Origin of the sequence: Brevundimonas vitisensis (genome assembly GCF_016656965.1) — a bacterium.
Classification (GTDB): Bacteria; Pseudomonadota; Alphaproteobacteria; order Caulobacterales; family Caulobacteraceae; genus Brevundimonas; species Brevundimonas vitisensis.
The window spans coordinates 2,516,076-2,537,914 of record NZ_CP067977.1; the positions used below are offsets into that span (position 1 = coordinate 2,516,076).

15 protein-coding genes are annotated in these 21,839 nt (G+C 68.4%); 5 read left to right on the forward strand and 10 right to left on the reverse strand.

What is annotated here, in order from left to right; translation table 11 throughout:
* Nucleotides 1–45: 45 nt before the first annotated feature.
* Nucleotides 46–270: a 50S ribosomal protein L31 gene (rpmE, locus tag JIP62_RS12815; protein ID WP_201102548.1), complete on the reverse strand. Its 225-nt coding sequence runs from the start codon at nucleotides 268–270 to the stop codon at nucleotides 46–48.
* 190 nt (nucleotides 271–460) lie between these two features.
* Between rpmE and JIP62_RS12820 the strand changes: the two genes are divergently transcribed.
* The gene (locus JIP62_RS12820; RefSeq protein WP_201102549.1) at nucleotides 461–2,308 is read left to right on the forward strand and encodes an ABC transporter transmembrane domain-containing protein; all 1,848 of its coding nucleotides are present in this window, start codon (nucleotides 461–463) and stop codon (nucleotides 2,306–2,308) included.
* 25 nt (nucleotides 2,309–2,333) lie between these two features.
* On the opposite strand, the gene JIP62_RS12825 is transcribed toward JIP62_RS12820, so the two are convergent.
* Nucleotides 2,334–4,178 carry a vWA domain-containing protein gene (locus JIP62_RS12825; protein WP_201102550.1) on the reverse strand — a complete coding sequence of 615 codons (1,845 nt, stop codon included), beginning with the start codon at nucleotides 4,176–4,178 and terminating at the stop codon, nucleotides 2,334–2,336.
* 148 nt (nucleotides 4,179–4,326) lie between these two features.
* On the opposite strand from JIP62_RS12825, the gene JIP62_RS12830 reads away from it, so the two are divergent.
* Nucleotides 4,327–6,159 (forward strand): monovalent cation:proton antiporter-2 (CPA2) family protein, encoded by a 1,833-nt coding sequence (locus tag JIP62_RS12830; RefSeq protein ID WP_201102551.1) that lies wholly within the window; start codon nucleotides 4,327–4,329, stop codon nucleotides 6,157–6,159.
* Here JIP62_RS12830 and JIP62_RS12835 read toward each other — a convergent pair.
* Nucleotides 6,156–6,992, reverse strand: a complete 837-nt coding sequence (locus JIP62_RS12835) for a metal-dependent hydrolase (RefSeq protein WP_201102552.1) — start codon at nucleotides 6,990–6,992, stop codon at nucleotides 6,156–6,158. The genes JIP62_RS12830 and JIP62_RS12835 overlap by 4 nt on opposite strands.
* A 46-nt stretch (nucleotides 6,993–7,038) precedes the next feature.
* Between JIP62_RS12835 and JIP62_RS12840 the strand changes: the two genes are divergently transcribed.
* On the forward strand, nucleotides 7,039–7,689 hold the full coding sequence (locus JIP62_RS12840) for a TetR/AcrR family transcriptional regulator (RefSeq protein WP_201102553.1): 651 nt from the start codon (nucleotides 7,039–7,041) through the stop codon (nucleotides 7,687–7,689).
* Here the strand turns inward: JIP62_RS12840 and JIP62_RS12845 are convergent.
* From JIP62_RS12845 to JIP62_RS12860, 4 genes are all read right to left on the reverse strand, one after another.
* Entirely contained in the window at nucleotides 7,668–8,816 is a 1,149-nt protein-coding gene (locus tag JIP62_RS12845) for a tetratricopeptide repeat protein (protein ID WP_201102554.1), read from the reverse strand. The two genes, JIP62_RS12840 and JIP62_RS12845, sit on opposite strands and share 22 nt — an antisense overlap.
* 11 nt (nucleotides 8,817–8,827) lie before the next feature.
* Nucleotides 8,828–9,613: a tetratricopeptide repeat protein gene (locus JIP62_RS12850; RefSeq protein ID WP_201102555.1), complete on the reverse strand. Its 786-nt coding sequence runs from the start codon at nucleotides 9,611–9,613 to the stop codon at nucleotides 8,828–8,830.
* Between the two features lie 185 nt (nucleotides 9,614–9,798).
* Nucleotides 9,799–10,392, reverse strand: a complete 594-nt coding sequence (locus JIP62_RS12855) for a DUF4168 domain-containing protein (RefSeq protein ID WP_201102556.1) — start codon at nucleotides 10,390–10,392, stop codon at nucleotides 9,799–9,801.
* A gap of 250 nt (nucleotides 10,393–10,642) precedes the next feature.
* Nucleotides 10,643–11,005, reverse strand: a complete 363-nt coding sequence (locus tag JIP62_RS12860) for a DUF983 domain-containing protein (RefSeq protein WP_230974912.1) — start codon at nucleotides 11,003–11,005, stop codon at nucleotides 10,643–10,645.
* Between the two features lie 190 nt (nucleotides 11,006–11,195).
* On the opposite strand from JIP62_RS12860, the gene JIP62_RS12865 reads away from it, so the two are divergent.
* Nucleotides 11,196–14,042 carry a tetratricopeptide repeat protein gene (locus tag JIP62_RS12865; RefSeq protein ID WP_230974758.1) on the forward strand — a complete coding sequence of 949 codons (2,847 nt, stop codon included), beginning with the start codon at nucleotides 11,196–11,198 and terminating at the stop codon, nucleotides 14,040–14,042.
* A 53-nt stretch (nucleotides 14,043–14,095) separates the two neighbouring features.
* Here JIP62_RS12865 and JIP62_RS12870 read toward each other — a convergent pair whose 3' ends face one another.
* From JIP62_RS12870 to JIP62_RS12880, 3 genes are all read right to left on the reverse strand, one after another.
* Complete coding sequence (locus JIP62_RS12870; protein WP_201102557.1) at nucleotides 14,096–15,466, reverse strand: HlyD family type I secretion periplasmic adaptor subunit; 1,371 nt, start codon at nucleotides 15,464–15,466, stop codon at nucleotides 14,096–14,098.
* Entirely contained in the window at nucleotides 15,463–17,199 is a 1,737-nt protein-coding gene (locus tag JIP62_RS12875; RefSeq protein WP_201102558.1) for a type I secretion system permease/ATPase, read from the reverse strand. Before JIP62_RS12875 ends, JIP62_RS12870 begins: the two co-directional genes overlap by 4 nt.
* A 117-nt stretch (nucleotides 17,200–17,316) precedes the next feature.
* Complete coding sequence (locus JIP62_RS12880) at nucleotides 17,317–18,642, reverse strand: ammonium transporter (protein ID WP_201102559.1); 1,326 nt, start codon at nucleotides 18,640–18,642, stop codon at nucleotides 17,317–17,319.
* 310 nt (nucleotides 18,643–18,952) lie between these two features.
* Between JIP62_RS12880 and JIP62_RS12885 the strand changes: the two genes are divergently transcribed.
* Nucleotides 18,953–21,772, forward strand: a complete 2,820-nt coding sequence (locus tag JIP62_RS12885) for a M16 family metallopeptidase (RefSeq protein ID WP_201102560.1) — start codon at nucleotides 18,953–18,955, stop codon at nucleotides 21,770–21,772.
* The last annotated feature ends 67 nt before the right edge of the window (nucleotides 21,773–21,839 follow it).

Sequence of the window (21,839 nt, forward strand, 5' to 3'; positions counted from 1 at the left end):
TGCCGTGATGTCGCACAGGGATCGCCCGGGCGATCCCGCACGGGCTTATTTCTTGAGGAAGCCGCCGAACTTGTTGGTGAAGCGCGAAACGCGGCCGCCGCGGTCCAGCATGTGGGCATTGCCGCCGGTCCAGGCCGGGTGGGTGGTCGGGTCGATGTCCAGGTTCAGCGTCGCGCCTTCTTTGCCGTAGGTCGAACGGGTCTGATAGGTCGTGCCATCGGTCATCACCACGGTGATGAAGTGATAGTCGGGGTGCGTGTCCGCTTTCATGGTCGTCGTCCGGTCTCTGCGCGATGACGATGCCGACCGTCGCTGCGCTTTTGCTGAGTGTCGCTGAAGCTTGACCCGGATCAGGTCCGTGGCTCGCTGCGACGGAGAATAAGAAATCCCGCCAAAGAGCCCGGCGGGAGTGAGCGGCGGCGTTTACACCGGGGGGCGTTCCGGGGCAAGAGGCTGCGCCATGACCGACCCCTCGCCGATTGCTGCCCGTGCCGAAGCCGATGGCCGACCGGGTGCCGGGGCCGTTCTGGCCGAACAGATGAGCGAGGCGGGCGAGCGCCGCGCCAAGACGCGCGACATCCGGCCACTGATGCGCCTGTGGCCGCTCGCGGTGCGCCACAAGGCACCCGCCCTGCTGGCAGGCTTCTGGTTGCTGCTGTCCACCTCGGCGTCGCTGGGTCTGACGGTCACGGCACGGGGCGCGATCGACAACGGGTTCCAAGGCGGCGGTGCGCAGCTGAACCTGTGGTTCCTGCTGCTGGGGGCCAATGCCCTGTTCCTCGGTCTGGCCACAGCCGTCCGCTATTTCTATGTGACCAAGACGGGCGAGCGGGTCATTGCCGATCTGCGCAAGGCCCTGTTCCAGCGCATTCTGACGCTGGATCCCGCCTTCTATGTGAAGATGCGGACCGGCGAGGTGCTGTCGCGGCTGACGACCGACATCGCCCTGGTCGAGACCCTGATGACGACGTCGGTCTCCTATGCGCTGCGGAATGTGCTGACCCTGATCGGCGGGATCGTCCTGCTGATGGTGGTCAGTCCCAAGCTGACCGGCCTGGTGCTGCTGATCGTGCCGGTGCTGATCGTGCCGCTGTTCCTGTTCGGGCGGCGGGTTCGCAAGCTGACGGTCGCGTCCCAGGACCGGTTCGCCCATGCCGTCGGCTTTGCCGGCGAAAGCGTCGATGCCATCGAGACGGTCCAGGCCTTTGGCCGCGAGGCCAGCGCCATCGGCCGGTTCGGCGAGGCGGTCGAGGCCGCGTTCGGCGTGTCCCTGACCCGGATGAAGGCGCGGGCCTGGATGACGGCCCTGATCATCATCGTCATGTTCGGAGGCGTGACCCTGGTCCTGTGGCTGGGGGCCCAGGATGTGATTGCCGGGCGGATGTCGCCGGGCGCCCTGCTGCAGTTCGTGCTGCTGTCGGTATTCGCTGCCGGCGCCGTGGGGGCGCTGGGCGAAAGCTGGGGCGATGTGCAGAAGGCCGCCGGGGCCATGCAGCGGATCGACGAGCTGATGCAGAGCCAGCCGGCCATCGCACCCCCGGCCAGCCCGCGCGCCCTGCCCGAGCCGCCGCGCGGCGAAGTGTCGATGTCGGGCGTGGACTTCGCCTATCCGGGCCGACCCGATCTGCCGGCGCTGAAAGGGTTCTCCCTGACCGTGCGGCCGGGCGAGACCGTGGCCCTGGTCGGGCCGTCGGGGGCAGGCAAGTCCACGGTCTTCCGGCTGCTGCTGCGCTTCTATGACCCGCAGGCGGGCGCGGTGACGGTGGACGACGTGGATGTGCGCGATGCCGATCCGGTCGCGGTGCGCGGGCGGTTCGCCTGGGTCTCGCAGGAGGCCCCGCTGTTCTCGGGCTCGGCGCTGGAAAACATCCGCTTTGGCCGCGAAACCGCGACCGAGGACGACGCCCGCGCCGTGGCGGCCGAGGCCCAAGCCCTGGGCTTCATCGAGGCCCTGCCCGAAGGCTTTGCCACGCCGCTGGGCGAACGGGGCAAGTCCCTGTCCGGCGGTCAGCGCCAGCGGCTGGCCATCGCGCGCGCCCTGGTCCGCGAGGCGCCGATCCTGTTGCTGGACGAGGCCACCAGTGCGCTGGATGCCGAAAGCGAGCGCCTGGTGCAGGCGGCCCTGGATCAGGCGATGGAGGCCAGAACCACCCTGGTCATCGCCCACCGCCTGGCCACCGTCCTGCGGGCCGACCGCATCGTGGTCATGCAGGACGGTGCCGTCGTGGAACAGGGCACCCACCCCGAACTGATCGCTCGGGGTGGCCTTTACGCCCGGCTGGCGGAGCTGCAGTTCCGGGCGGAGTGACGGTGAAGCGTGCGGTGCTCACGCTTCACTCCTCATCCTCCCACATCGTGCCCATGGCACGGGCCAGCTGGACGAACTCGGCCCGGTCGCCATAGGGGTCCTCGCCGCGCGCGCCCTGTGCCAGGTCGACGATGCGATCCCAGCCATAGTCCTCGGCCATCCACGGATCGCCCCGCAGCTTCTGGCCAAAGGCGGCCACGGCCAGGGCCCAGCGGGTGGATTCGGGCGCCTCGCCCGGCGTCGGCGTCACCGGCGTGGACATCTCGATGGACCGATCCTGGCCCGGCAGCTTGTAGCGCAGGCGCACGAAGGCGATCTCTGCCGAAGGATCACCCGCCGGGGCCGCGCGATTGGCTTCATAGCGGCGGTCGGGGATCTGGCTGGGTCCGCCCACGGGCGTGATCTCATAAAGGGCAGTGACGGAGGCACCCGACCCCACCTCGCCCGCATCGATGCGGTCGTTGGTGAAATCCTCTTCGTTCAGCAGGCGGGTCTCATAGCCGATCAGCCGGTATTCGGAGACCTGGGCCGGGTTGAACTCGACCTGGATCTTGACGTCGTCGGCGATGGGAAAGGCCCCCCGGTCGAACATCGGCCCGAACAGGCGGCGCGCCTCGTTCAGGTCGTCGACATAGGCCGCCGTGCCGTTGCCGGACTGGGCGATCGCCTGCATCCGGTCGTCCTGATAGTTGTCGCGCCCGAAACCATAGACCGACAGATAGATGCCGGTTTCGCGCTTGTCGGCGACATAGTCCTCCAGCGTTCGGTTCTCGGTGACGCCGACGTTGAAGTCGCCATCGGTGAACATCAGGATGCGGTTGACGCGGTCGGGCGCGAAATTCGCCTCGGCCGTTTCATAGGCATTGACCATGCCGCGCGCCCCGGCGGTCGCGCCGCTGGCCGACAGACTGGCCACGGCACAGCGCAGCTGCAACTTGTGATCGCCCGGCGTCGGGGCGATCGTGGTGCCCTCGGTCGAGGCGTAATAGGTGATGGCCAGGGTGTCCTGGGGGCGCAGCTGGTCGATGACCAGATTCATCGCCTTCTGGGCCAGGCCCAGCTTGTTCGGATCGTCCATCGATCCCGACACATCGACCAGGAAGGTCAGGTTCAGCGGCGGCTGCTGATCGGTCGGCAGCTGGAAGCCCTGCACCCCGATATGGACGATCTGGCGGCCCGGCGACCAGGGCGAGGCGACGACGGCCGTGGTGACGGCGAACGGCGCGTTGGCGCTGGTCGGACGATCATAGCCATAGTCGAAATAGTTGATCAGTTCCTCGACCCGGACGGCGTCCTTGGGCGGGAACATGCCGTCCTCGATGAAGCCACGGACATTGGCGTAGGAGACGGTGTCCACATCGATCGAAAAGGTCGAGACGGGGGCATCGGCGACCCGGCGCACCGGGTTTGGCGTGGCGTCGGGATAGCGGGCTGTGTCGCGTGACGACAGATCCTGGGCGGGTGCGGGCGTTGTCGAAGAGATGGCGCTGGCCGTGACAACGACCGGGGCGGCCGGCGTGACCAGAACGGGCGCCGAAGGTGGCGGCGGGGGCGGGGGCGGAGGAGGCGGAGGCGGAGGCGGAGGCGGAGGCGGAGGTGGCGGTGGCGGTGGCGGTGGCGGTGCGGGCGGCGGGGGCGTGCCGACATAGGAACGCGCGCTGCTCACACCGGGTGCAAAGGTCTGCTCCGGTTGCGGGCGCGGCAGCTGGAAGCCCAGGGGCGCACAGGCCGCCACGGACGGGACCCCGTCGCCCGGCTTGTCCCGATTGCCGGCCGTGGCCGGGCGGTCCTGCGCCATCAGGGGTGTGGGCAGAGCGATGGCTACGGCCGTCAGCGCCGCCAGGGTGCGTGTTAGGGGTTTATCGGTCATCGAACGTCCTCCCGTGTCCTGAGGCCATGTCCGGCGTCGTCTCGGGCAAAAACAAGGCAGGGCCGCCTGACGAAGCCTGACGAACGCCTCTAGCGCTCTTCCGCCGCCGTCACCACAATGAAGCGGAGCAGCAGGGGGGCGAACGATCATGGCGGAAGCGGGCGGAGGTCTGGAGCTGGGCCATGTGGTGGGTCTGCTGGCCGTGGCGGTCGTGGCCGTCCCCTTGTTTCGGCGTCTGGGTCTGGGGTCGGTGCTCGGCTATCTGGCGGCAGGGCTGCTGATCGGGCCGTTCGGGATCGGCCTGATCCGTGAGCCCGAGGCGGTGCTGCACGTCGCCGAGATGGGCGTGGTGATGTTCCTGTTCATCATCGGCCTGGAGATGCGACCGGCCCGGCTGTGGAGCCTGAGAAAAGAGATTTTCGGCCTGGGAGTGGCCCAGGTCGGGGTGGCGGGCCTGTTGCTGACCCTGACCGGCATGGCGGCCGGGCTGTCGGCCCCGATCGCCTTCGTCGGGGCCATGGGCTTTGTGCTCAGTTCGACCGCCGTCATCATGCAGATGCTGGACGAACGCGGCGAGATGGGGACGCCCCTGGGCCAGCGGGCGGTCTCCATCTTGTTGCTGGAGGATCTGGCCATCGTGCCCCTGCTGGCCGTGGTGGCGATCATGGCCGGGGTGATGGGAACCTCGGGCGAGGCCGCGCCGCCGCTGTGGCGGACCATCGGTCTGGCCGTCGGGGCCGTGGCGGTGGTCTTCCTGGCCGGACGGTTCCTGATGAACCCCGTGTTCCGCATCCTGGCGCGATACGGCGGGCGCGAGGTCATGACCTATGGGGCCCTGCTGGTCGTGGTGGGAGCGGCGTGGCTGATGGACCTGGGCGGTCTGTCCATGGCCATGGGGGCCTTCCTGGCCGGGGTTCTGCTGTCGGAATCGACCTTCCGCCATCAGTTGGAAGCCGACGTCGAGCCGTTCCGCGCCCTGTTGCTGGGCCTGTTCTTCGTCAGCGTCGGGATGTCGCTGGACGTCGCGGTGGTGCTGGCCGACTGGCAGGTCATCATCGGCGGTGTGGTCGCCTTCATGGCGGTGAAGGCGGTTGCGATCTATGGCGTCGGCCGGGTGTTCAAGGCGACCGAGCGGGAATCGGTCGAGCGCGCGGTGCTGTTCGCCCAGGGGGGCGAGTTCGCTTTTGTCCTTTATGCCGCCGCCCTGTCGGTCGGGGTGTTCGATGCCCGGGTCTCGGCGGCCCTGACGGCGATCGTCATCCTGTCCATGGTGCTGACGCCTCTGACCACCATGATCGTCGGCCGGTTCATGCCGGCCTCTACCCTGTCGCCGGACGAGGCCGAGGGCGTGGACCGGGCCGAGGGTCTGCGCGAACGGGTCCTGATCATCGGCTTTGGCCGGTTCGCCCAGGTCGTGTCCCAGCCGCTGCTGGCACGCGACGTCGATGTCTCGATCATCGACCACGATGTGGAGATGATCCAGGCGGCCGGGAATTTCGGCTTCAAGGTCTATTACGGCGACGGTACCCGGCTGGACACCCTGCGCGCCTCGGGCGCGGAAAAGGCCGAGACCATCCTGGTGTGCGTGGACAAGCCCGAAGCCGCCGACCGGATCGTCGAACTGGTCAAATCGGAGTTCCCCCTGACCAAGCTGTTCGTGCGGGCCTTCGACCGGGGGCACTCCATCCGCCTGATCCAGGCGGGCGTCGACTATCAGGTGCGCGAGACGTTCGAGTCGGCCCTGGCCTTCAGCGAGAAGGTGCTGCTGGACCTGGGCCTGAGCGACCAGGAGGCGCGCGAGACGATCGAGGACGTGCGCCGCCGCGACGAGGAACGGCTGACCCTTCAACTGGCCGGTGGGCTTCAGGCCGGGCGGTCGCTGATGCGCGGCAATGCCTCGACACCGCAGCCGGCCCCCTATGTGAAGCCGCGCCGCGAGGGCAAGCTGCTGAACGAGGACGACGTGGAGAGCGCGGCCTAGGCGGCCATGGCCAGACCGGCCTCGGCCTCTGCGATCAGGGCGCGGTCGTCCGTCTGCCAGGGGTGGAAACCGGGGCGGTAGAAGGTCAGATAGTCGCCCAGGATCATCCGGTAGAGGCCCGGCTTGAGCCAAAGCCAGCGGAACAGGCCCCAGCGTGCGCGCAGGCCGGTAATGCCGTCCTGTTTCAGCAGCATCCGCGCCGTGACCCGCACCGTCTTGGTGAACAGCAGGGTCGACAGGATCATGGCGCGACGGCGGAAGGCCCAGCGTTTGAGCGGCGACAGGCCCGAGATGGCGTGCATGAAGACGTCATAGGCCACGGCCTTGTGCTCGATCTCCTCGATCGAATGCCAGCGCCACAGCCGGGCCAGCTCGGGCGGCGCGTCTTTGAGGAGTTCGGGGCGGCTGAGCAGGGCATGGGCGAAGGCGGCCGTGAAATGCTCCAGCGCCACGGTGGCGGCCAGCTGGGCGATGGCCGGGCGCGACCGGGCCAGGCCGATGCGCGCCTCGACAAAGGCCATGGCCTCGGTCACGTCATAACCGGAGCGCTCGGTCAGGGCGTTGAAGGCGATATGCTCGCGCGTATGGGCCCCTTCCTGCTGCACGAAGGCGCGGACCTGAGCGCGCAGGGCGGGGGGGCAATCACCCTCGAAACGCCGCACGGCCTGGATGAAGAACCGCTCGCCATCCGGAAAGGTCAGGGACAGGGCGTTCATTACCGCCGTGCCGTAAGGATCGCCGTTCAGCCACCAGCGCGGGGTCTGGGCGTCACGATCCATGTGCAGGGGGCGGGCCGTGATGGTCAGGTCGGCGGGCGAGGTCTGGACCGGCATGCGTAATCTCCTTACGACCAGACGAAGATGGAGTTAACTGACACTAATGTCAACTAATCCGACTGCTGCTTCACCCGCGACGCGCCGGCGGGGTGACGATGCCCGCGCCGAGGCGATCGTGGCGGCTCGCGCCCTGCTGGCCGAGGGTGGGCCGTCGGCGGTCACGCTGAAGGCCGTGGGCGCGCGCATGGGCGTCGGCCATGCCAATCTGATCCACCATTTCGGATCGGCGGCCGGCTTGCAGGCGGCCCTGATGGATCGGGTCGTGCGGGACCTGGCCGAGCGGATCGCGGGGGGGCTGGAAGCCCTGCAGCCGGGCGAACTGGGCCAGCGCAAGCTGCTGGATGCGGTCTTCGACGCCTTTGGTGCGGGGCCCGATCAGGGCGGGGCGGCCGAGCTGGCTGCCGCCCTGGTTCTGGCGCGTGAGGGCGAGCGGGCGGCGGGCCTGGCCGAGGTGGTGCGCGACCTGGCGGTGCGGGTCGCCCGGCTGGCCGGGGGCGATGCAGAGGCCCAGGCCAAGGCCACCGGCCTGGTTCTGACCGCCGCCTACATGGCCTTTGCCGACGCCCTGATCGGGCCGATCCTGGGCGACATGCTGGGCGTCAGCCGCGACTATCCGCGCCAGCTGGCCCTGTCGGCGGGCGTGGCGGTCCTGACCGGCCCCGTCAGCCCCGATCAGGGGGCAGGGAAGCCGTAGCCAGCATAGTTTTCGGCGGTCTTGGGGTCCTTAGCCACAGCCGCGGCGATGTCAGCCCGACCTTCGACCTCGCGGCCCAGCCGGATCTGGGCCAGTCCACGCCCATACAGGGCTGAGGCTGAGTCGGCATCCAGCCGATAGGCAGCGTCATAATCGGCAAAGGCGGCCGCGGCGTCGCTTCGGCGAAGATGCACCAGGCCCCGGCTGTCGAGGGTGTTGGCGTCGTTCCTCAGGCGCAAGGATTCATTGCACTCTGCCAGGGCCTGATCAAGCTGCTGACCCCAGACCGCCCGGCTCCAGCACAGGGCGTTCAGCACCGTCGCATTCGGGGCCTGGATGCGGTTGATGGCATCGAAGTCGGCTATGGCGTCGGCATAGCGGCCCAGCCCATGCAGGACATTGCCCCGGCGAAACAGATAGTTGACCGTCTGTGGGGACAGGCCGACCGCCCGGTCATAGTCGGCAAAGGCCCGCAGCTGATCGCCCCGGGCCTGATGAATCTGTCCGCGAAGATCGAAGCTGTAGGCATCGTTCGGCGCCAGCTGGATCGACCGGTCGGCGTCGGCCAGGGCTTCGTCCAACCGCCTCAGCCGGAGACGCGCCAGAGCACGCATCCGATAGGCAGAGGCAGTGTCCGGTATCGCAGCCAGCATGCGGTTCGCCTCTGCCTCCGCCCCAGCGAAGTCCGATCGCGTGAGCATGATGTTGCCGCGTGCGATATAGGGTCCGGCCAGAGTGGGCGAATAGCGGGTAGCCTTGTCGAACGCCGCGATCGCGGCGACCGTATCACCGTCCGCCTGCAGCACCTGACCGCGACCCAGCCAAGCAAAGCCGTATTCCGGGTCTATCGTCAGGGCGGCGTCAAAATCTGCCATCGCCGCCTCGCGATTGCCAGACAGACGGTGCGCCTGGCCGCGGCTCGCCAGGCTGCCGGTCAGCAGGTTTCGGGTCAGCTGGGCGTGGGCGATCACATAGGTGCAGGCCTCGATGCGTGCCGCGTTCGGGCCATCGATCCGGCAGGTTTCGTTCGCTGAACTCAGCCGAGTTTGGCCATCACTCTGAGCCCAGGCGGGACTGGCGGCTATCAGACCGAGCGCCAGGGCGACCAGGAGCGGGGTGCGGTTCATGCGGAGGTCCTTCATGGCCGAATCCCATAGCGGGCAAAGCTTTCGGCGATGTCGGGCTTAAGGGTGACCGCCCGTGCCATGTCGGCCTGGCCTTCGGCCGGGCGGCCCAGACGAAGCTGAGCCAGGCCACGGCCATACAGCGCCCAGGCATCGTCGGGTGTGCTGCGCAAGGTCGCGTCATAGTCGCCGAAGGCACGCAAATCGTCGCCGCGTCTCTGATAGATCATGCCGCGGTCCGTCAGCATATAGGTGGCGGCGGGGTCGATACGGATGGCCAGTTCGATGGCGGTCATGGCTTCGTCCAGCCGTCCCTGTCCCAGGAAGGCGCGAGCGCGGAAAGCGTTGGCGTATTTGTGGCCGGGATTCAGGGCCAGCAGCCGGTCGGCGCTCATCATGCCCTCGTCGAACCGGCCCATCCGCAGGGCGATGGTGGCGCGGTTGCTCCAGGCGTTCTGACTTTGGGGGTTCAGTTCGACTGCGCGCGAGACATCGGCAAGCGCCGCTTCATTCTGGCCGGCCTCATGGCGCAGCCAGCCCCGATTGTCATAGGCATTGGCGAAGGTCGGATTTACAGCGATGGCGGCGCTGTAGTTGGCGATGGCGGCCGGTTTGTCGCCCGTCTGGCTGAGGGCATAGCCCCGGTTGAACAGGGCGTTGGCATAGTCGATATCGCCCATGTCGCCGGCGGCGATGACGGCGTCGCATTCGACAATGCGGACGGAGAAATTGCTGTTCTGGCTGACGCAGCCCGACTGGGCCTGGACGATCCCGGGAATCAGGGCCCCCGCTGCCGTCATTACGAACATCAAGTGCAAGCCTCGACCGAAACCCATCATCCGAAGCCTCCAAGCCTGACCATGGACAGCATCTATGGCCCGGCTTTCACTCAGCGGCAACGCTTAGCGACTGACGGTATGTGACGTCCATGGAAAAGGGGTGGCCCGGTGGACCACCCCTCGTTCCGCTCAGTGTGTCGTCGCGATCAGTTGCGGCGTGCGTCGGCCAGAGAGACGCGGGCGCGCAGGTGGGCGTCCTGAGCCACGGCGTTCGAGATCTCATTGAACCGCTCGACCGACAGGCCGGAGCCTTCGACGATGGCGGCCATCTGGGCCTGTTGCTCGGGGGTGGGGGTGCCACCCTGCACCGTGGCCAGCACGGCCTGAAGCTGAACCATGGCGGCCCCGAACTGATCGGCCTCGGTATCGGTCACGCCAGCACCGACCGAGCCGGCCGGCGACGGCGTGGCGGCGGCCAGCTCGGCGCGGGCGCCCAGCTCGGGATCAGCACCCACGGCATTGGAGATTTCGTTGAACTTCTCGATCGTCAGGCCGGACTCGCTGACGGCAGCGGCCATCTGGGCCTGCTGGTCGGCATTGGGAGCCGCGCCGTTCAGGGACTGGGCGATCGGCGCGATCCGCGCCATGGCCGTGGCATAGCCCTTCAGTTCAGCGTCGGTATAGGCGGCATCCTGCGGTGCCGAGACGGCGGCAGTGGCGACTGCGGCGGGGGCGGCTGCGGCGGCACCCGAGATCAGGGCAACGGAGGCGGTGGCGGCGAGGAGGGTCGAAACACGCATAATCAGTCCTTGAACAGGTTCCACTCACCGACGCTGACAGCCGGCCGCCCACGAACCATGTTCGTGGCTCCCCGTGCGATTGTGGAACAAATACAAGGGCTAATGGGGAGGTCTATAGTCTAGCGGCCCTCCGCCCCCGGTGCAAATCAGGCGCTGGAACGGCAGCTTGAGCATAAATAACCCCTGACACCTCAGATCGTTGCGAGGGTCGGTCGCAAAGCCGCCATGCTTTGATCGCGCGGCGTGACGCTCAGAACGGGCCGTGTTTGCCGATGCTTTCAAACTCGGGCGGGGCTGCCTTGTGCACATATTGCTCGGCCACCATCCACCCCTTGAACGGGCGCAGGATCAGCAGGCAGGCCGCCGCCAGAGCCGGAAAGGTGAAGGCGAAATGGACCCAGGTCGGCGGGTGCACCGTGAACTCGAAGGCCATGAAGGCGGCCATGCCCAGCACACCCACGACCGACATGACGAAGAAGGCAGGGCCGTCGGCGGGATCGGCAAAGCCATAATCCAGATCACAGACGGGGCAGCGGTCGCGGATGGTCAGATAGCCGCGCAGCAGCGGGCCCTTGCCGCACCGTGGGCAACGGCAGCGGATACCGGTGGCCAGGGTGTTGAGACGAGGGTGGAGCGGTTCGGAAGGGGCGGGTTCGGTCACAATGGGGTCCTGACAAGACAAGCCCTAGATCGGCCCCTGGTCCGCCGATAGCAAGCGCCACATCCGCGACTATTGGTCGACCCAAATACGGTGAACCGGCATTAACCGCGATGAAAGGCCGTTCGCGCGAGGGTGCGCGCGCATGTCCGCCTCGCGCGTCGCCCGTTCTCGACTGTTGAAGACCTCCGTGGCGGCTGCCGCGGCCGGGGCGATCACGTTCGCGCCCTTTGCCTCCCTCGCGCAGGAGGGCACGGTCGCACTGGACCCGATCGTCATCCGCATCGGAGCGACCGAAGCCTTTACCCGCGTCGAGTTCGCCGGCGTGATCGGGGCCCGGTCCCGGGTGCGCCAGGACGGGCGGGCCGTGATCGTTCGCCTGGGCACCACAGCGGCCCCTGACGTCAGCCGGCTGAAGGTCGATCCCCCGCGAGGCGTCGAGAGCGTCGAGACCCGCTCGGTGAGGGGCGGCACCGAACTGGTTCTGACCTTGGCCGAGGGCGCCGAGGCGCGGTCGGGCGTGGCCGATGGCGCGGTCTGGCTGAACCTTTATGCACCCGGTGCCGCGCCGCCCGTGGAAGCCGCAGCCAAGGCGCCGATCACCGAGGCGATACCGGTCAAGGCGACCGTCGCCGAAGACAGCGTCAGCCTGGATTTTCAATGGCCTCAGGCCGTCGGAGCCGCAGTCTTTCGGCGCGGCGATGCCGTCTGGGTGGTGTTCGACACCGTTGCCCGTCTGGACATGGCGGGGGCCCGGACCCTGGGCCCGGCGACGGATGCCCGGTGGGCGGCCGGTCCCGACTATGTCGCCGTCCGCATCGCTGCGCCGCGCAGTCTTCCTGTCTCCGCCGTCAGTGAAGGCACAGGATGGCGTGTGGTCATCGGGGGCCTGCCCCGGTCTGCCACCGGTGTCGACGTCGGTCGCGACGACAGCGGAGAGCCGGTCCTGGTTGCACGCATGGCCGGGGCGACAAAGGCGATCTGGCTGACCGATCCGGTCGTGGGCGACCGCTTCGCCGCCGTCACGGCACTGGCCCCCGGCAAGGGATATGGCCGTCGCCAGCAGTCGGTGGACCTGACCCTGATCCCCACCGCGCATGGACTGGCGGTCGAGACGCCCGCCGACGATCTGGCCATCCGCGCAGAGGGCGATCTGGTCACTCTGTCGCGGCCGCGCGGGCTGATCCTGTCTCCGCCGTCGGCGGGGTTGCAGACAGCGACGGCGGGCGCGGATGCGCCGCGCAAAGCGCCTTATCCGGCCTTGATCCTGGCCGAATGGGCCGGACTGGGCGACCAGACCTTTACCGAACGCCACCGCGCGCTGCAGGACGCAGCCGCCCAGGAGGGGGCCAAGGCCGGTGACGATCCGCGCGCCCCCGTCGAGGCCAGGCTGGCCCTGGCCCGGTTCCTGATCGGCTCTGGCCTGGCCTATGAGGCGATCGGCGTATTGAATGCGATCGTTGCCGCAGCCCCCAATATGCTCGGGGAAGCCGAGGTGCGCGGTCTGCGCGGCGCGGCGCGGGCCTCCATCGGTCGACTGGAAGAGGCGCAGGGCGATCTGGCGGGGGCTTCCCTGGCTGGTGATCCATCCGCCGCCGTCTGGCGCGGCTATGTCGCCAGCAGACAGGGCGACTGGATCGAAGCGCGGCGGTCCTTTGCGGCTGGTGCGGGCGTGATCGACCGCTTTGCGCCCGAGTGGCGCGCCCGGTTCGGGGCCGCCCATGCCCTGGCCGCCATCGAGACCGGCGAGCTGGAGGCTGCGCGGGCCCTGCTGGCCTATAGCTTCAGCCAGCCCGCACCGGCGGCCGACCAGTTGGCCGCGCGTCTGATCCAGGCCCGGCTGTTCGAACTGGAAGGGCAGGGCGACCGGGCCCTGGCCGTCTATCGGGCCGTGGCCCGCGCGCCGCTGGACGGAGTGGCCGTGCCCGCCAAACTGGGCATTGTGCGGCTGGAACTGGCGCGCGGGACGATGAAGCCCGACGTGGCGGCGGCCCAGCTGGAATCCCTGCGCTGGCGCTGGCGGGGCGATGCCGTCGAGGTCGAGGTGATCCGCACCCTGGGCCAGCTCTACTTGTCGCAGGGCCTGTATCGCGAGGCCCTGACCGCCCTGCGTGGCGCCGGACCGCGCATGGCGCGCCTGCCGGGCGCAACCGAGCTTCAGGCCGACCAGGACAAGGCCTTCCGCGTGCTGTTCCTGGAGGGCGGGGCCGACGGCATGCAGCCGGTCCAGGCGCTGGGCCTGTTCTATGACTTCCGCGACCTGACCCCGGTGGGGGCGGACGGCGACGAGATGGTGCGTCGACTGGCGCGGCGGCTGATCGATGTCGACCTGCTGGACCAGGCGGCGGAACTGCTGAAACACCAGGTCGACAACCGGCTGGAGGGTGTGGCCAAGGCCCAGGTCGCGACCGATCTGGCCACCGTCTATCTGATGGATCGCCAGCCGGAGAAGGCCCTGCAGGCGCTGTGGGGATCGCGCACCACCCTGCTGCCGACCGCCATGAACGCCGAACGTCGGGCCCTGGAAGCGCGGGCATTGATGGATCTGGGCCGGTTCGACCATGCCCTGGAAGTCCTGGGCGACGATCAGAGCCCCGCCGCCCGCGATGTCCGCGCCGAAGTCCTGTGGAAACAGCAGAAGTGGGCCGAGGCGGCCGCCATCTATGAGGCGCGGCTGGGTGAGCGGTTCAAGGACACAGGCACGCCCCTGAGCGCCGAGGACGAAAGCCGGCTGATCCGCGCCGGCGTCGGCTATTCGCTGGGCGGCGACGGCGGGGCGGTGGCGCGGCTCTCGCGCAACTGGTCCGGCTTCATCGCCGGGGCCAAGGCCCCCAATGCCCTGCGGATCGCCCTGGCGGGACTGGACGGTCTGGGCGGCACCGCACAGGCGCAGGACTTTGCCAGCCTGACCGCCGCAGCCGACACCTTTGCTGGCTGGGTCAACGGCATGAAGACCCAGTTCCGGGAACGGACCGGCGGCAACCGGCCCTAGAGCGAAATCGGTTGTTGGACGCCGTCCAACAACCGATCAGGCTCTAAGCCGACTTACTGCGCGCTGCCCGAACGCCACAGACCGCGGGTCAGCGGCTCCAGAAGATATTGCAGGGCGGTGCGGCGACGCAGCAGCACCACGACCTCGACCGGAGCCCCCGGCCGTATGAAGCCCGCCGAAGGGCCCAGCTTTTCCAGCTCGGTCTGGGGCACGACGATCTCGGCGCGGAAGTAGCGGGCCCCGGTCTGTTCGCGCGTGAAACTGTCGGCCGAGATGCGGGTGATCCGCCCTCGCACGATCGGGGGATTGGTTTCGCGCAGGCCGGGGAATTTCACCTCCGTGTCCTGGCCGATCCGCAGGTTGTCGATGTCGGCGGGGTCGATCTCGGCAACGATGATCTGCGACGCGTCGGTCGGCACGATCTCCATCAGGGTCTGGCCCGGCTGGATCACGCCTCCGGCGGTGAAGATGGTCAGGCCGACCACCTGACCCGAGGCGGGGGCGCGGACCTGATTGCGGGCGATCTGGGCGCGCGTCGCGGCCAGGCGCGGCTGTAGTTCGTTCAGCTGGATCTCGATGTTGCGAAGCTGTTCGGCCACGTCCTCATTGGTCGTGGTGCCGACGGCCGAGATCTGCAGGCGGGTTTCGCCGATCTGTTCGCGGGTGGCGGCGACCTGGGCCCGCAAGGAGCCCTGTTGGCCGTCCAGCTCGGCGGCCTGACGCTCCAGCGCCCGAACGCGGGTCATGGGCGCATAGCCCTGCGCCGCCAGGGACCGCATCCCCTCCAGTTCCTCGTCGATCAGACGGCGCTGCTCGATGTTGGCGGTGATCTGGCGCTGCAGGCCCTCGGCCTGTTGTTCCAGCTGGCTGATCCTTTGTTGCAGCACGCCGCGCTCGGTCGAGCGACCAGAACTGCGGGCGTCGAACTGGATGCGTTGCAGGCGCAGGGCCTCGGCGGCCAGGGGCTGGTCCTCGGGCGGCAGGCTGGCGAACTCAGGCGGGGTCGGGACACTGCCCAGACGGTCCCGCTCGGCGATCAGGCGGGATCGCTGTGCCAGCAGGGCCAGCACCTGACCCGTCAGGCCGCGCTCGGTGGCCGCAAGATCGCCGCCCGCCACCTGGATCAGCACCTGCCCTTGCTGGACCGTGTCGCCCTCGGCGACGGCCAGGACCGACACGACCCCGCCGTCCCGATGCTGAACCGCCTGACGGTTGCCGGAAACGGCGACCTGCCCCTGGGCAAAGGCACCGGCATCCAGGGGCGCAAAGGCGGCCCAGCCCAGGAACAGCACGAAGAAGGCGGCAATGACCGCCCCGCCGATCAGCAGCTCGTTGCGCGGGGCATCGGGCACGGGGGCGGGCGGGTTGGGCGAGTTGACGACGACCGGCAAAGGCGCCGGATTATGGGGCGTGGGAGCGGTCATCGGGCGGTCGCATCCGAAACGGCACGAGTCTGTTGCAGGGCCTGCATCACGGTTTCGCGCGGGCCTTCTGCCTGGACCACCCCGCCTTGCAGCATCAGCAGGCGATCGACGCGGGCCAGGACCCCCGCCCGGTGGGCAATGATGACGACGCAGGCCCCGCGTGCGGCGGCGGCGGCGGTCGCGGCCATCAAGGCGGCTTCTCCCTCCTGGTCCAGGTTGGAGTTGGGTTCGTCCAGAACCAGCAGGACCGGATCGCCATAGAGGGCGCGCGCCAGAGCGACACGCTGGGCCTGACCGGCCGACAGGCCTGCGCCGAAGGCTCCCAGCTGGGTGTCGTAACCCTGGGGCAGGGACAGGATCATCTGATGGGCCCCGGCGGCGATGGCGGCGGCGACGGCCCCCTGGTCCACGGTGGCGGCGTCCAGTCCGGTGGAGGCGGCAAAGCGCGAGATATTGTCCTTGATCGACCCGGCAAACAGGCTGGGCGACTGCGGCAGATAGCCGATCCAGCGGGCCAGATCGTCACCTTCGCGCAGACCATATTCGGCACCGTCCAAGCGAACCGCGCCCAGGGTCGGGGTGATGGCCCCGGCCAGAACGCGCGCCAGGGTGGTCTTGCCCGAACCGCTGGCACCGATGACGCCCAGCGTCTGACCCGGCGCCAGGGCAAAGGAGACGCCGCGCAGCTGGGGCACTTCGGTGTCGGGAAAGCGGACGCTGACGCTCTCGACGTTCAGGCGGCCGGCGGGTGCGGGCAGAAGGGTGCGCGGCCGCTCGACCTCGGCCGTGCCCGCGAACAGGTCGGTCAGCACGCCCCAGCTGGTCTTGGCCTGGACCAGCCCGGCCCAGGATCCGACCAGAAGCTCGATCGGGGCGACCGCCCGGCTGAGCAGGACGGAGGCCGCGATGATGGCTCCCGGCGAAATCTCTCCGTTCACGGCCAGCAGGGCGGCGAGGCCCAGCGACAGGGATTGCAGCACCAGGCGCAGGAATTTGATCGCCCCGGTATATTTGCCGCCGGTCAGCTGGGCGTCGGCCTGCTGATCTGTGGCGTGGCGGCGCTGATCGACCTGGCGGGCGATCGTCGCGCGGCGCATGCCCAGGGCGCGCACCACCTCGGCCTGACCGGCGATGCCTTCCTGAGCCGCATAGGCGGCGTGGCCGGACAGGATGGCCTGCTTCAGGCGCGGGCGGCTGTCCCTCTCGTTCAGGATCGCCAGGACCAGCAGGATCAGGGCTCCGACCAGGGTGAGGGCCCCGACCGCCGGGTGCAGCAGGAAGCAGCAGGCCAGATAGATCGGCGTCCAGGGGGCGTCGAACAGGGCCAGGGCCCCCTGGCCCGATACGGCGGCGCGGACATTGTCGAACTCGCGCAGGGCCTGGGTGTTGGCGGCGCGTCCCTGCATGTCCACCACGCGCGACAGGACGGTTCCCGATAGCAGGCGATCCAGCCGCAGGCCGGCCCGCAGAAGCAGCCGCCCCCTCAGCCAGTCCAGGACGCCCAGGGTCGCCAGGGCGAACAGCGCCACCAGCGAGATCAGGATCAGGGTGCCGATGCCGCCGGTCGGGACCACGCGGTCATAGACCTGCATCATATAGATGGTCGGCGTCAGATAGAGCAGATTGACCAGGGCGCTGAACACCGCCGCCCAGACGAAATGCACGCGGCAGGCCCGCAGGGCCTCGGCAAGAGGCTCGGTGCCGGGTCGGCTGGGCAGCAGGGTCTTCAACACGAAAGCGGACTCGAACGGCGTCGCCGGGGCGGCTGTCGACGCAATGTAGCGACGCCGGGCGGCGGGAGATAGGCGGGATCATGATCCTCCCCCGCGAAGGGCGGGGGAGGATTTTGGTCAGGGGTGAATGGTCTCGCCGTGCTGGGTGTAGTCCAGGCCCTCGATCTCCTGTTCCTTGGTGACGCGCAGGCCGGTCGTATATTTGCAGATCATCAGGACGACGAAGGTGCCCACGCCGCTCCAGGCGATGACGGCGACCAGGCCGATGGCCTGTTTCAGCACGGTCGCGCCCTCGGCCACCGGGTTGATGGCGGTGGTTGCAAAGATGCCGGTCAGCAGGGCGCCGACGATGCCGCCCACGCCGTGCACGCCGAAGGCGTCTAGGCTGTCGTCGTATTTCAGGGCGCGCTTCAGCCAGACGGCCCCGGCATAGCAGGCCGGTCCCGAGATCGCGCCGATCAGGAAGGCTCCTTTGGGATCGACGAAACCCGCCGCCGGAGTGATGCCGACCAGACCCCCGACCAGGCCGGACAACAGGCCCAGCAGGGTCGGCCGCCGGTGATCGATCCATTCGACGATCATCCAGCCCAGAGCGGCGGCGGCGGCGGCGAGAATGGTGTTGAAGGCGGCGGCCGCAGCGATCCCGTCGGCGGTCCAGGCCGAGCCCGCATTAAAGCCCAGCCAACCGACCAGCAGCAGGCCGGTGCCTATGGCCGTATAGGCGAGGTTGCCGGGGGCCATATTGTCCCGTCCAAAGCCGTGACGCGGCCCCAGAACGAGGGCGCAGACCAGACCTGCGATCCCGGCATTGACGTGAACGACCGCTCCGCCGGCGAAGTCCAGAACGCCCATGGAACCCAGATAGCCGCCGCCCCAGACCTGATGACAGATCGGGGCATAGACGATCAGGTGCCACAGGCCGAAGAACAGCAGCGAGGCCGAGAACTTCATCCGCTCGGCAAACGCCCCCGCGATCAGAGCCGGGGTGATGATGGCAAAGGTCAGCTGATAGGCGATCCACAGCATCTCGGGCAGGGCGGGGGCCAGGCTGTGGGCCGTGTCGATCCGCACCCCGTTTATCAGCAGCGCCTCGAACCCGCCGATGAAGCCGTTGATCGAGGCAGGCCCCGTGCCGAACGACAGGCTGTAGCCCGCGATGAACCAGAGCACCGTCACGATCGCCAAGGCTGCCGTGGAATGAGCCAGGGTGGCGATGATGTTCTTGCGCCGGACCATGCCGCCATAGAAGAGCGCCAGCCCCGGCAGGGTCATCAGAAGCACAAGGGCCGTGGACGTCAGGATCCAGGCCGTCGCCGCGCCATCCAGTGCCAGGGCCGCCTGATGGGACAGCAGTGGCCCGACCGGAACGGCCATGGACGGGCCGGCCAGAAGGGCAGCGGCCGGGAAGACTGTGGCGGCTGCGGTGCGGGTGGAAACTCTCATGGCGCGGGCTGGAACTCCGAAATCGTGTCGATCACCGGCCCGAACCGCGTCCAGAACCGCGAGGATGAATAGGAGGCTATTGCGCTGCGATAGGCAATTCATTTCGTGTGCGGCGCAATATGGGGCCAAACCGGCCGCTCGTACTGCAAAGCGGGCGTGCTCGCGCACATGCTTGCCGCTGACGCTCGCAACGGCAAACGATGCCGGCAATTGTTACGGAAAAGCCATGATCCAGCCTCTTGTGCGGCAGGCCGTGCCCGTTAGGACTGATCGTCACAAAAACGGTTCGTTTTGTTCTGCGGAGACTTTTATGTCCAAGACCTCCCTTCGTCTCGCACTTCTGGGCGGCAGCGCGGCAGTCGCCCTGCTGGCGTCCCCGCTGGCCGCCTCGGCCCAGACCGTGACCGCCATGCCGGTCGACGGTGTCGCCGGCGCGACCCAGGAGCGCCAGAGCTTGCCGCCGCTGCCCGAGGTGGACATTCCCTATACCCGCTTCGTGCTGGACAACGGCCTGACGGTGATCGTGCACGAGGACCACAAGGCCCCGATCGTGGCGGTGAACGTCTGGTACCACGTCGGATCCAAGAACGAGCCGACCGGCCGGTCGGGCTTTGCCCACCTGTTCGAACACCTGATGTTCAACGGGTCGGAGAACTTCAACACCGACTTCTTCAAGGGTGTGGAGGTCCTGGGGGCCACCGACCTGAACGGCACCACCAACAACGACCGCACCAACTATTTCCAGAACGTGCCGACCTCGGCCCTGGACAGCATCCTGTGGCTGGAAAGCGACCGCATGGGTCATTTCGTCGGCGCCATCAGCCAGGAGCGGCTGGATGAGCAGCGCGGCGTCGTCCAGAACGAGAAGCGCCAGGGCGAGACGGCCCCCTATGGCCGGGTCTGGAACGCCATCACCTATGCCACCTATCCGGCCGACCACCCCTATGGCCACACCGTCATCGGCGAGATGGCGGACCTGGACGCCGCCAGTGTCGAGGACGTGCAGGACTGGTTCCGCACATATTATGGCCCGGCCAATGCCGTGCTGGTGCTGGCGGGTGACATCACCCCGGAACAGGCGCGCGAAAAGGCCGAGCTTTACTTCGGCGACATCCCTTCGGGCCCTCCGGTCACCCAGCCGCAGCGCATGATCTCGCCGATGGTCGGCGAGCAGCGCGAGATCATGTACGACCGCGTGGGCGAGCCGCGCCTATACAAGGTCTGGAACGTGCCGCCCGGCGGCGAGGCCGACACCGACTATCTGAACCTGCTGGGCACCGTGATGTCGTCGGGCCGCAATTCGCGCCTGTACAAGCGGCTGGTGTTCGACGACCAGGTTGCGACCAGCGTCTTTGCCGGCGTGTCCGAAGGGGCCATCGGCAGCCAGTTCCTGGTCATCGTGACGGCCAAGCCCGGCCAGGACCTGGCGGCCATCGAAGCCATCGTGGACGAGGAAATGACCCGTCTGCTGCGTGACGGCCCGACCGCAGTCGAGCTGGAGCGGGCGCGCAGCTCGGTCGGCGGCGAATATGTGCGCGGCCTGGAGCGGATCGGCGGCTTCGGCGGCAAGTCCGACCGTCTGGCCGAAAGCCAGGTCTTCCACGGCGATCCCGGCCACTGGCGCACGACCTATCAGCGCGTGCTGACCGCGACGCCCGCCAATCTGACGGCGGCGGGCCGGACCTGGCTGAGCGATGGCAGCTATGCCCTGGAAGTGCGGCCCTTCCCCGAATACACGGTCGCCGCGACGGGTGCGGACCGGTCGGCCATGCCGGCACCGGGAGCTGCGCCCCTGGCCGCCTTCCCGGAATTCGAACGCTTCACCCTGTCGAACGGGCTGAAGGTGGTGTTCGCACCGCGCAGCGGCGTGCCGACCGTGGCCATGAACCTGGTGGTCGACGCCGGGTCTTCGGTCGATCCGGAGGGCAAGTTCGGCATCGCCGCCCTGGCCCCTGCGGTCATGACCAATGGCACCGACGACCTGGACGCCCTGGCCATCAGCGACCGCCTGCAGATCCTGGGCGCGACGCTGTCGGCCGGGTCGGCGGTGGACTTTACCAACGTCTCGATGACGGCGATCGAGTCGCGGCTGGAGCCTTCGCTGGCTCTGTATGCCGACGTCATCATGAACCCTGCCTTCCGGGCCTCCGACTTCCAGCGGTCCCAGTCCCAGCAGCTGTCGGGCATCCAGCAGTCGAACCGCAACCCGGGGGCGATCGCCAACCGGGTTCTGGCGGCTTCGGTCTATGGTCCGCAGAGCCCCTATGGCCGTCCGTCCTCGGGCAATGAAGCTTCGGTCCGTACGCTGACGCCGGCCGATGCCGAGGCCTTCCACGACACCTGGTTCCGCCCGGACAACGCCACCCTGATCGTGGTGGGTGACATCACCCAGGCTGAGCTGCAGCCGATGCTGGAGCGGGCCTTTGCCGACTGGGATGCGCCGGCAACGCCGTTGCAGGCCCGCACGCCTGTCGCACCGGCCGCTGCCCCGGCCACGCCGCGGGTCCTGATCGTGGATCGGGCCGGGCCGCAGTCGACGATCACGGCAGGGCGTCTCGCTCCGGCGCTGAACCCGGCCGAGGAGGCGGTGTTCGACACGATGAACACGGCCCTGGGCGGAAGCTTCATCAGCCGGATCAACATGAACCTGCGTGAGGACAAGGGCTGGTCCTATGGCGCGGGCTCGGGCATCCGCAATGCGCGCGGCGAGCGAATCTTCCTGGTCTCGACCGGGGTGCAGAGCGACAAGACCGCCGAGAGCCTGGCCGAGATCGATCGCGAGCTGACCGAGGTCACCACCACCCGTCCGCTGACCGAGGCCGAACTGGCCGAGGCGCGTTCGGGCCTGGTCCTGGGCCGTGCCGGCGGCTGGGAGACCAATGCTGCGGTCGTCAGCGACCTGACGCAGATGGTCGTCTATGGCCTGCCTGAGGACTATTTCGACGCCTATGCCGCCGGGGTGAACGGCACGACGGTTGAAAGCGCCGCGGCAGCGGCCCGGACCATCGTGGCCGACGGCCCGACCACCTGGGTCATCGTCGGCGACCGTGCGACCATCGAGCCTCGCATCCGCGCCCTGAACCTGGGCGAGGTCATCGTGGTCGATGCCCAGGGCAACCCGGTTCAGTAAGCCTTAACAGGCGCTAGAAAGATGGGGCGCGATCGGCAACGGTCCCGCCCCTTTTCGTTGGGCGGGC

Excerpts from the sequence above, each read along its gene's own strand:
- rpmE (WP_201102548.1), bottom strand. The coding sequence starts at position 270 with ATGAAAGCGGACACGCACCCCGACTATCACTTCATCACCGTGGTGATG.
- JIP62_RS12820 (WP_201102549.1), top strand. The coding sequence starts at position 461 with ATGACCGACCCCTCGCCGATTGCTGCCCGTGCCGAAGCCGATGGCCGA.
- JIP62_RS12825 (WP_201102550.1), bottom strand. The coding sequence starts at position 4,178 with ATGACCGATAAACCCCTAACACGCACCCTGGCGGCGCTGACGGCCGTA.
- JIP62_RS12830 (WP_201102551.1), top strand. The coding sequence starts at position 4,327 with ATGGCGGAAGCGGGCGGAGGTCTGGAGCTGGGCCATGTGGTGGGTCTG.
- JIP62_RS12835 (WP_201102552.1), bottom strand. The coding sequence starts at position 6,992 with ATGCCGGTCCAGACCTCGCCCGCCGACCTGACCATCACGGCCCGCCCC.
- JIP62_RS12840 (WP_201102553.1), top strand. The coding sequence starts at position 7,039 with ATGTCAACTAATCCGACTGCTGCTTCACCCGCGACGCGCCGGCGGGGT.
- JIP62_RS12845 (WP_201102554.1), bottom strand. The coding sequence starts at position 8,816 with ATGAACCGCACCCCGCTCCTGGTCGCCCTGGCGCTCGGTCTGATAGCC.
- JIP62_RS12850 (WP_201102555.1), bottom strand. The coding sequence starts at position 9,613 with ATGACGGCAGCGGGGGCCCTGATTCCCGGGATCGTCCAGGCCCAGTCG.
- JIP62_RS12855 (WP_201102556.1), bottom strand. The coding sequence starts at position 10,392 with ATGCGTGTTTCGACCCTCCTCGCCGCCACCGCCTCCGTTGCCCTGATC.
- JIP62_RS12865 (WP_230974758.1), top strand. The coding sequence starts at position 11,196 with ATGTCCGCCTCGCGCGTCGCCCGTTCTCGACTGTTGAAGACCTCCGTG.
- JIP62_RS12870 (WP_201102557.1), bottom strand. The coding sequence starts at position 15,466 with ATGACCGCTCCCACGCCCCATAATCCGGCGCCTTTGCCGGTCGTCGTC.
- JIP62_RS12880 (WP_201102559.1), bottom strand. The coding sequence starts at position 18,642 with ATGAGAGTTTCCACCCGCACCGCAGCCGCCACAGTCTTCCCGGCCGCT.
- JIP62_RS12885 (WP_201102560.1), top strand. The coding sequence starts at position 18,953 with ATGTCCAAGACCTCCCTTCGTCTCGCACTTCTGGGCGGCAGCGCGGCA.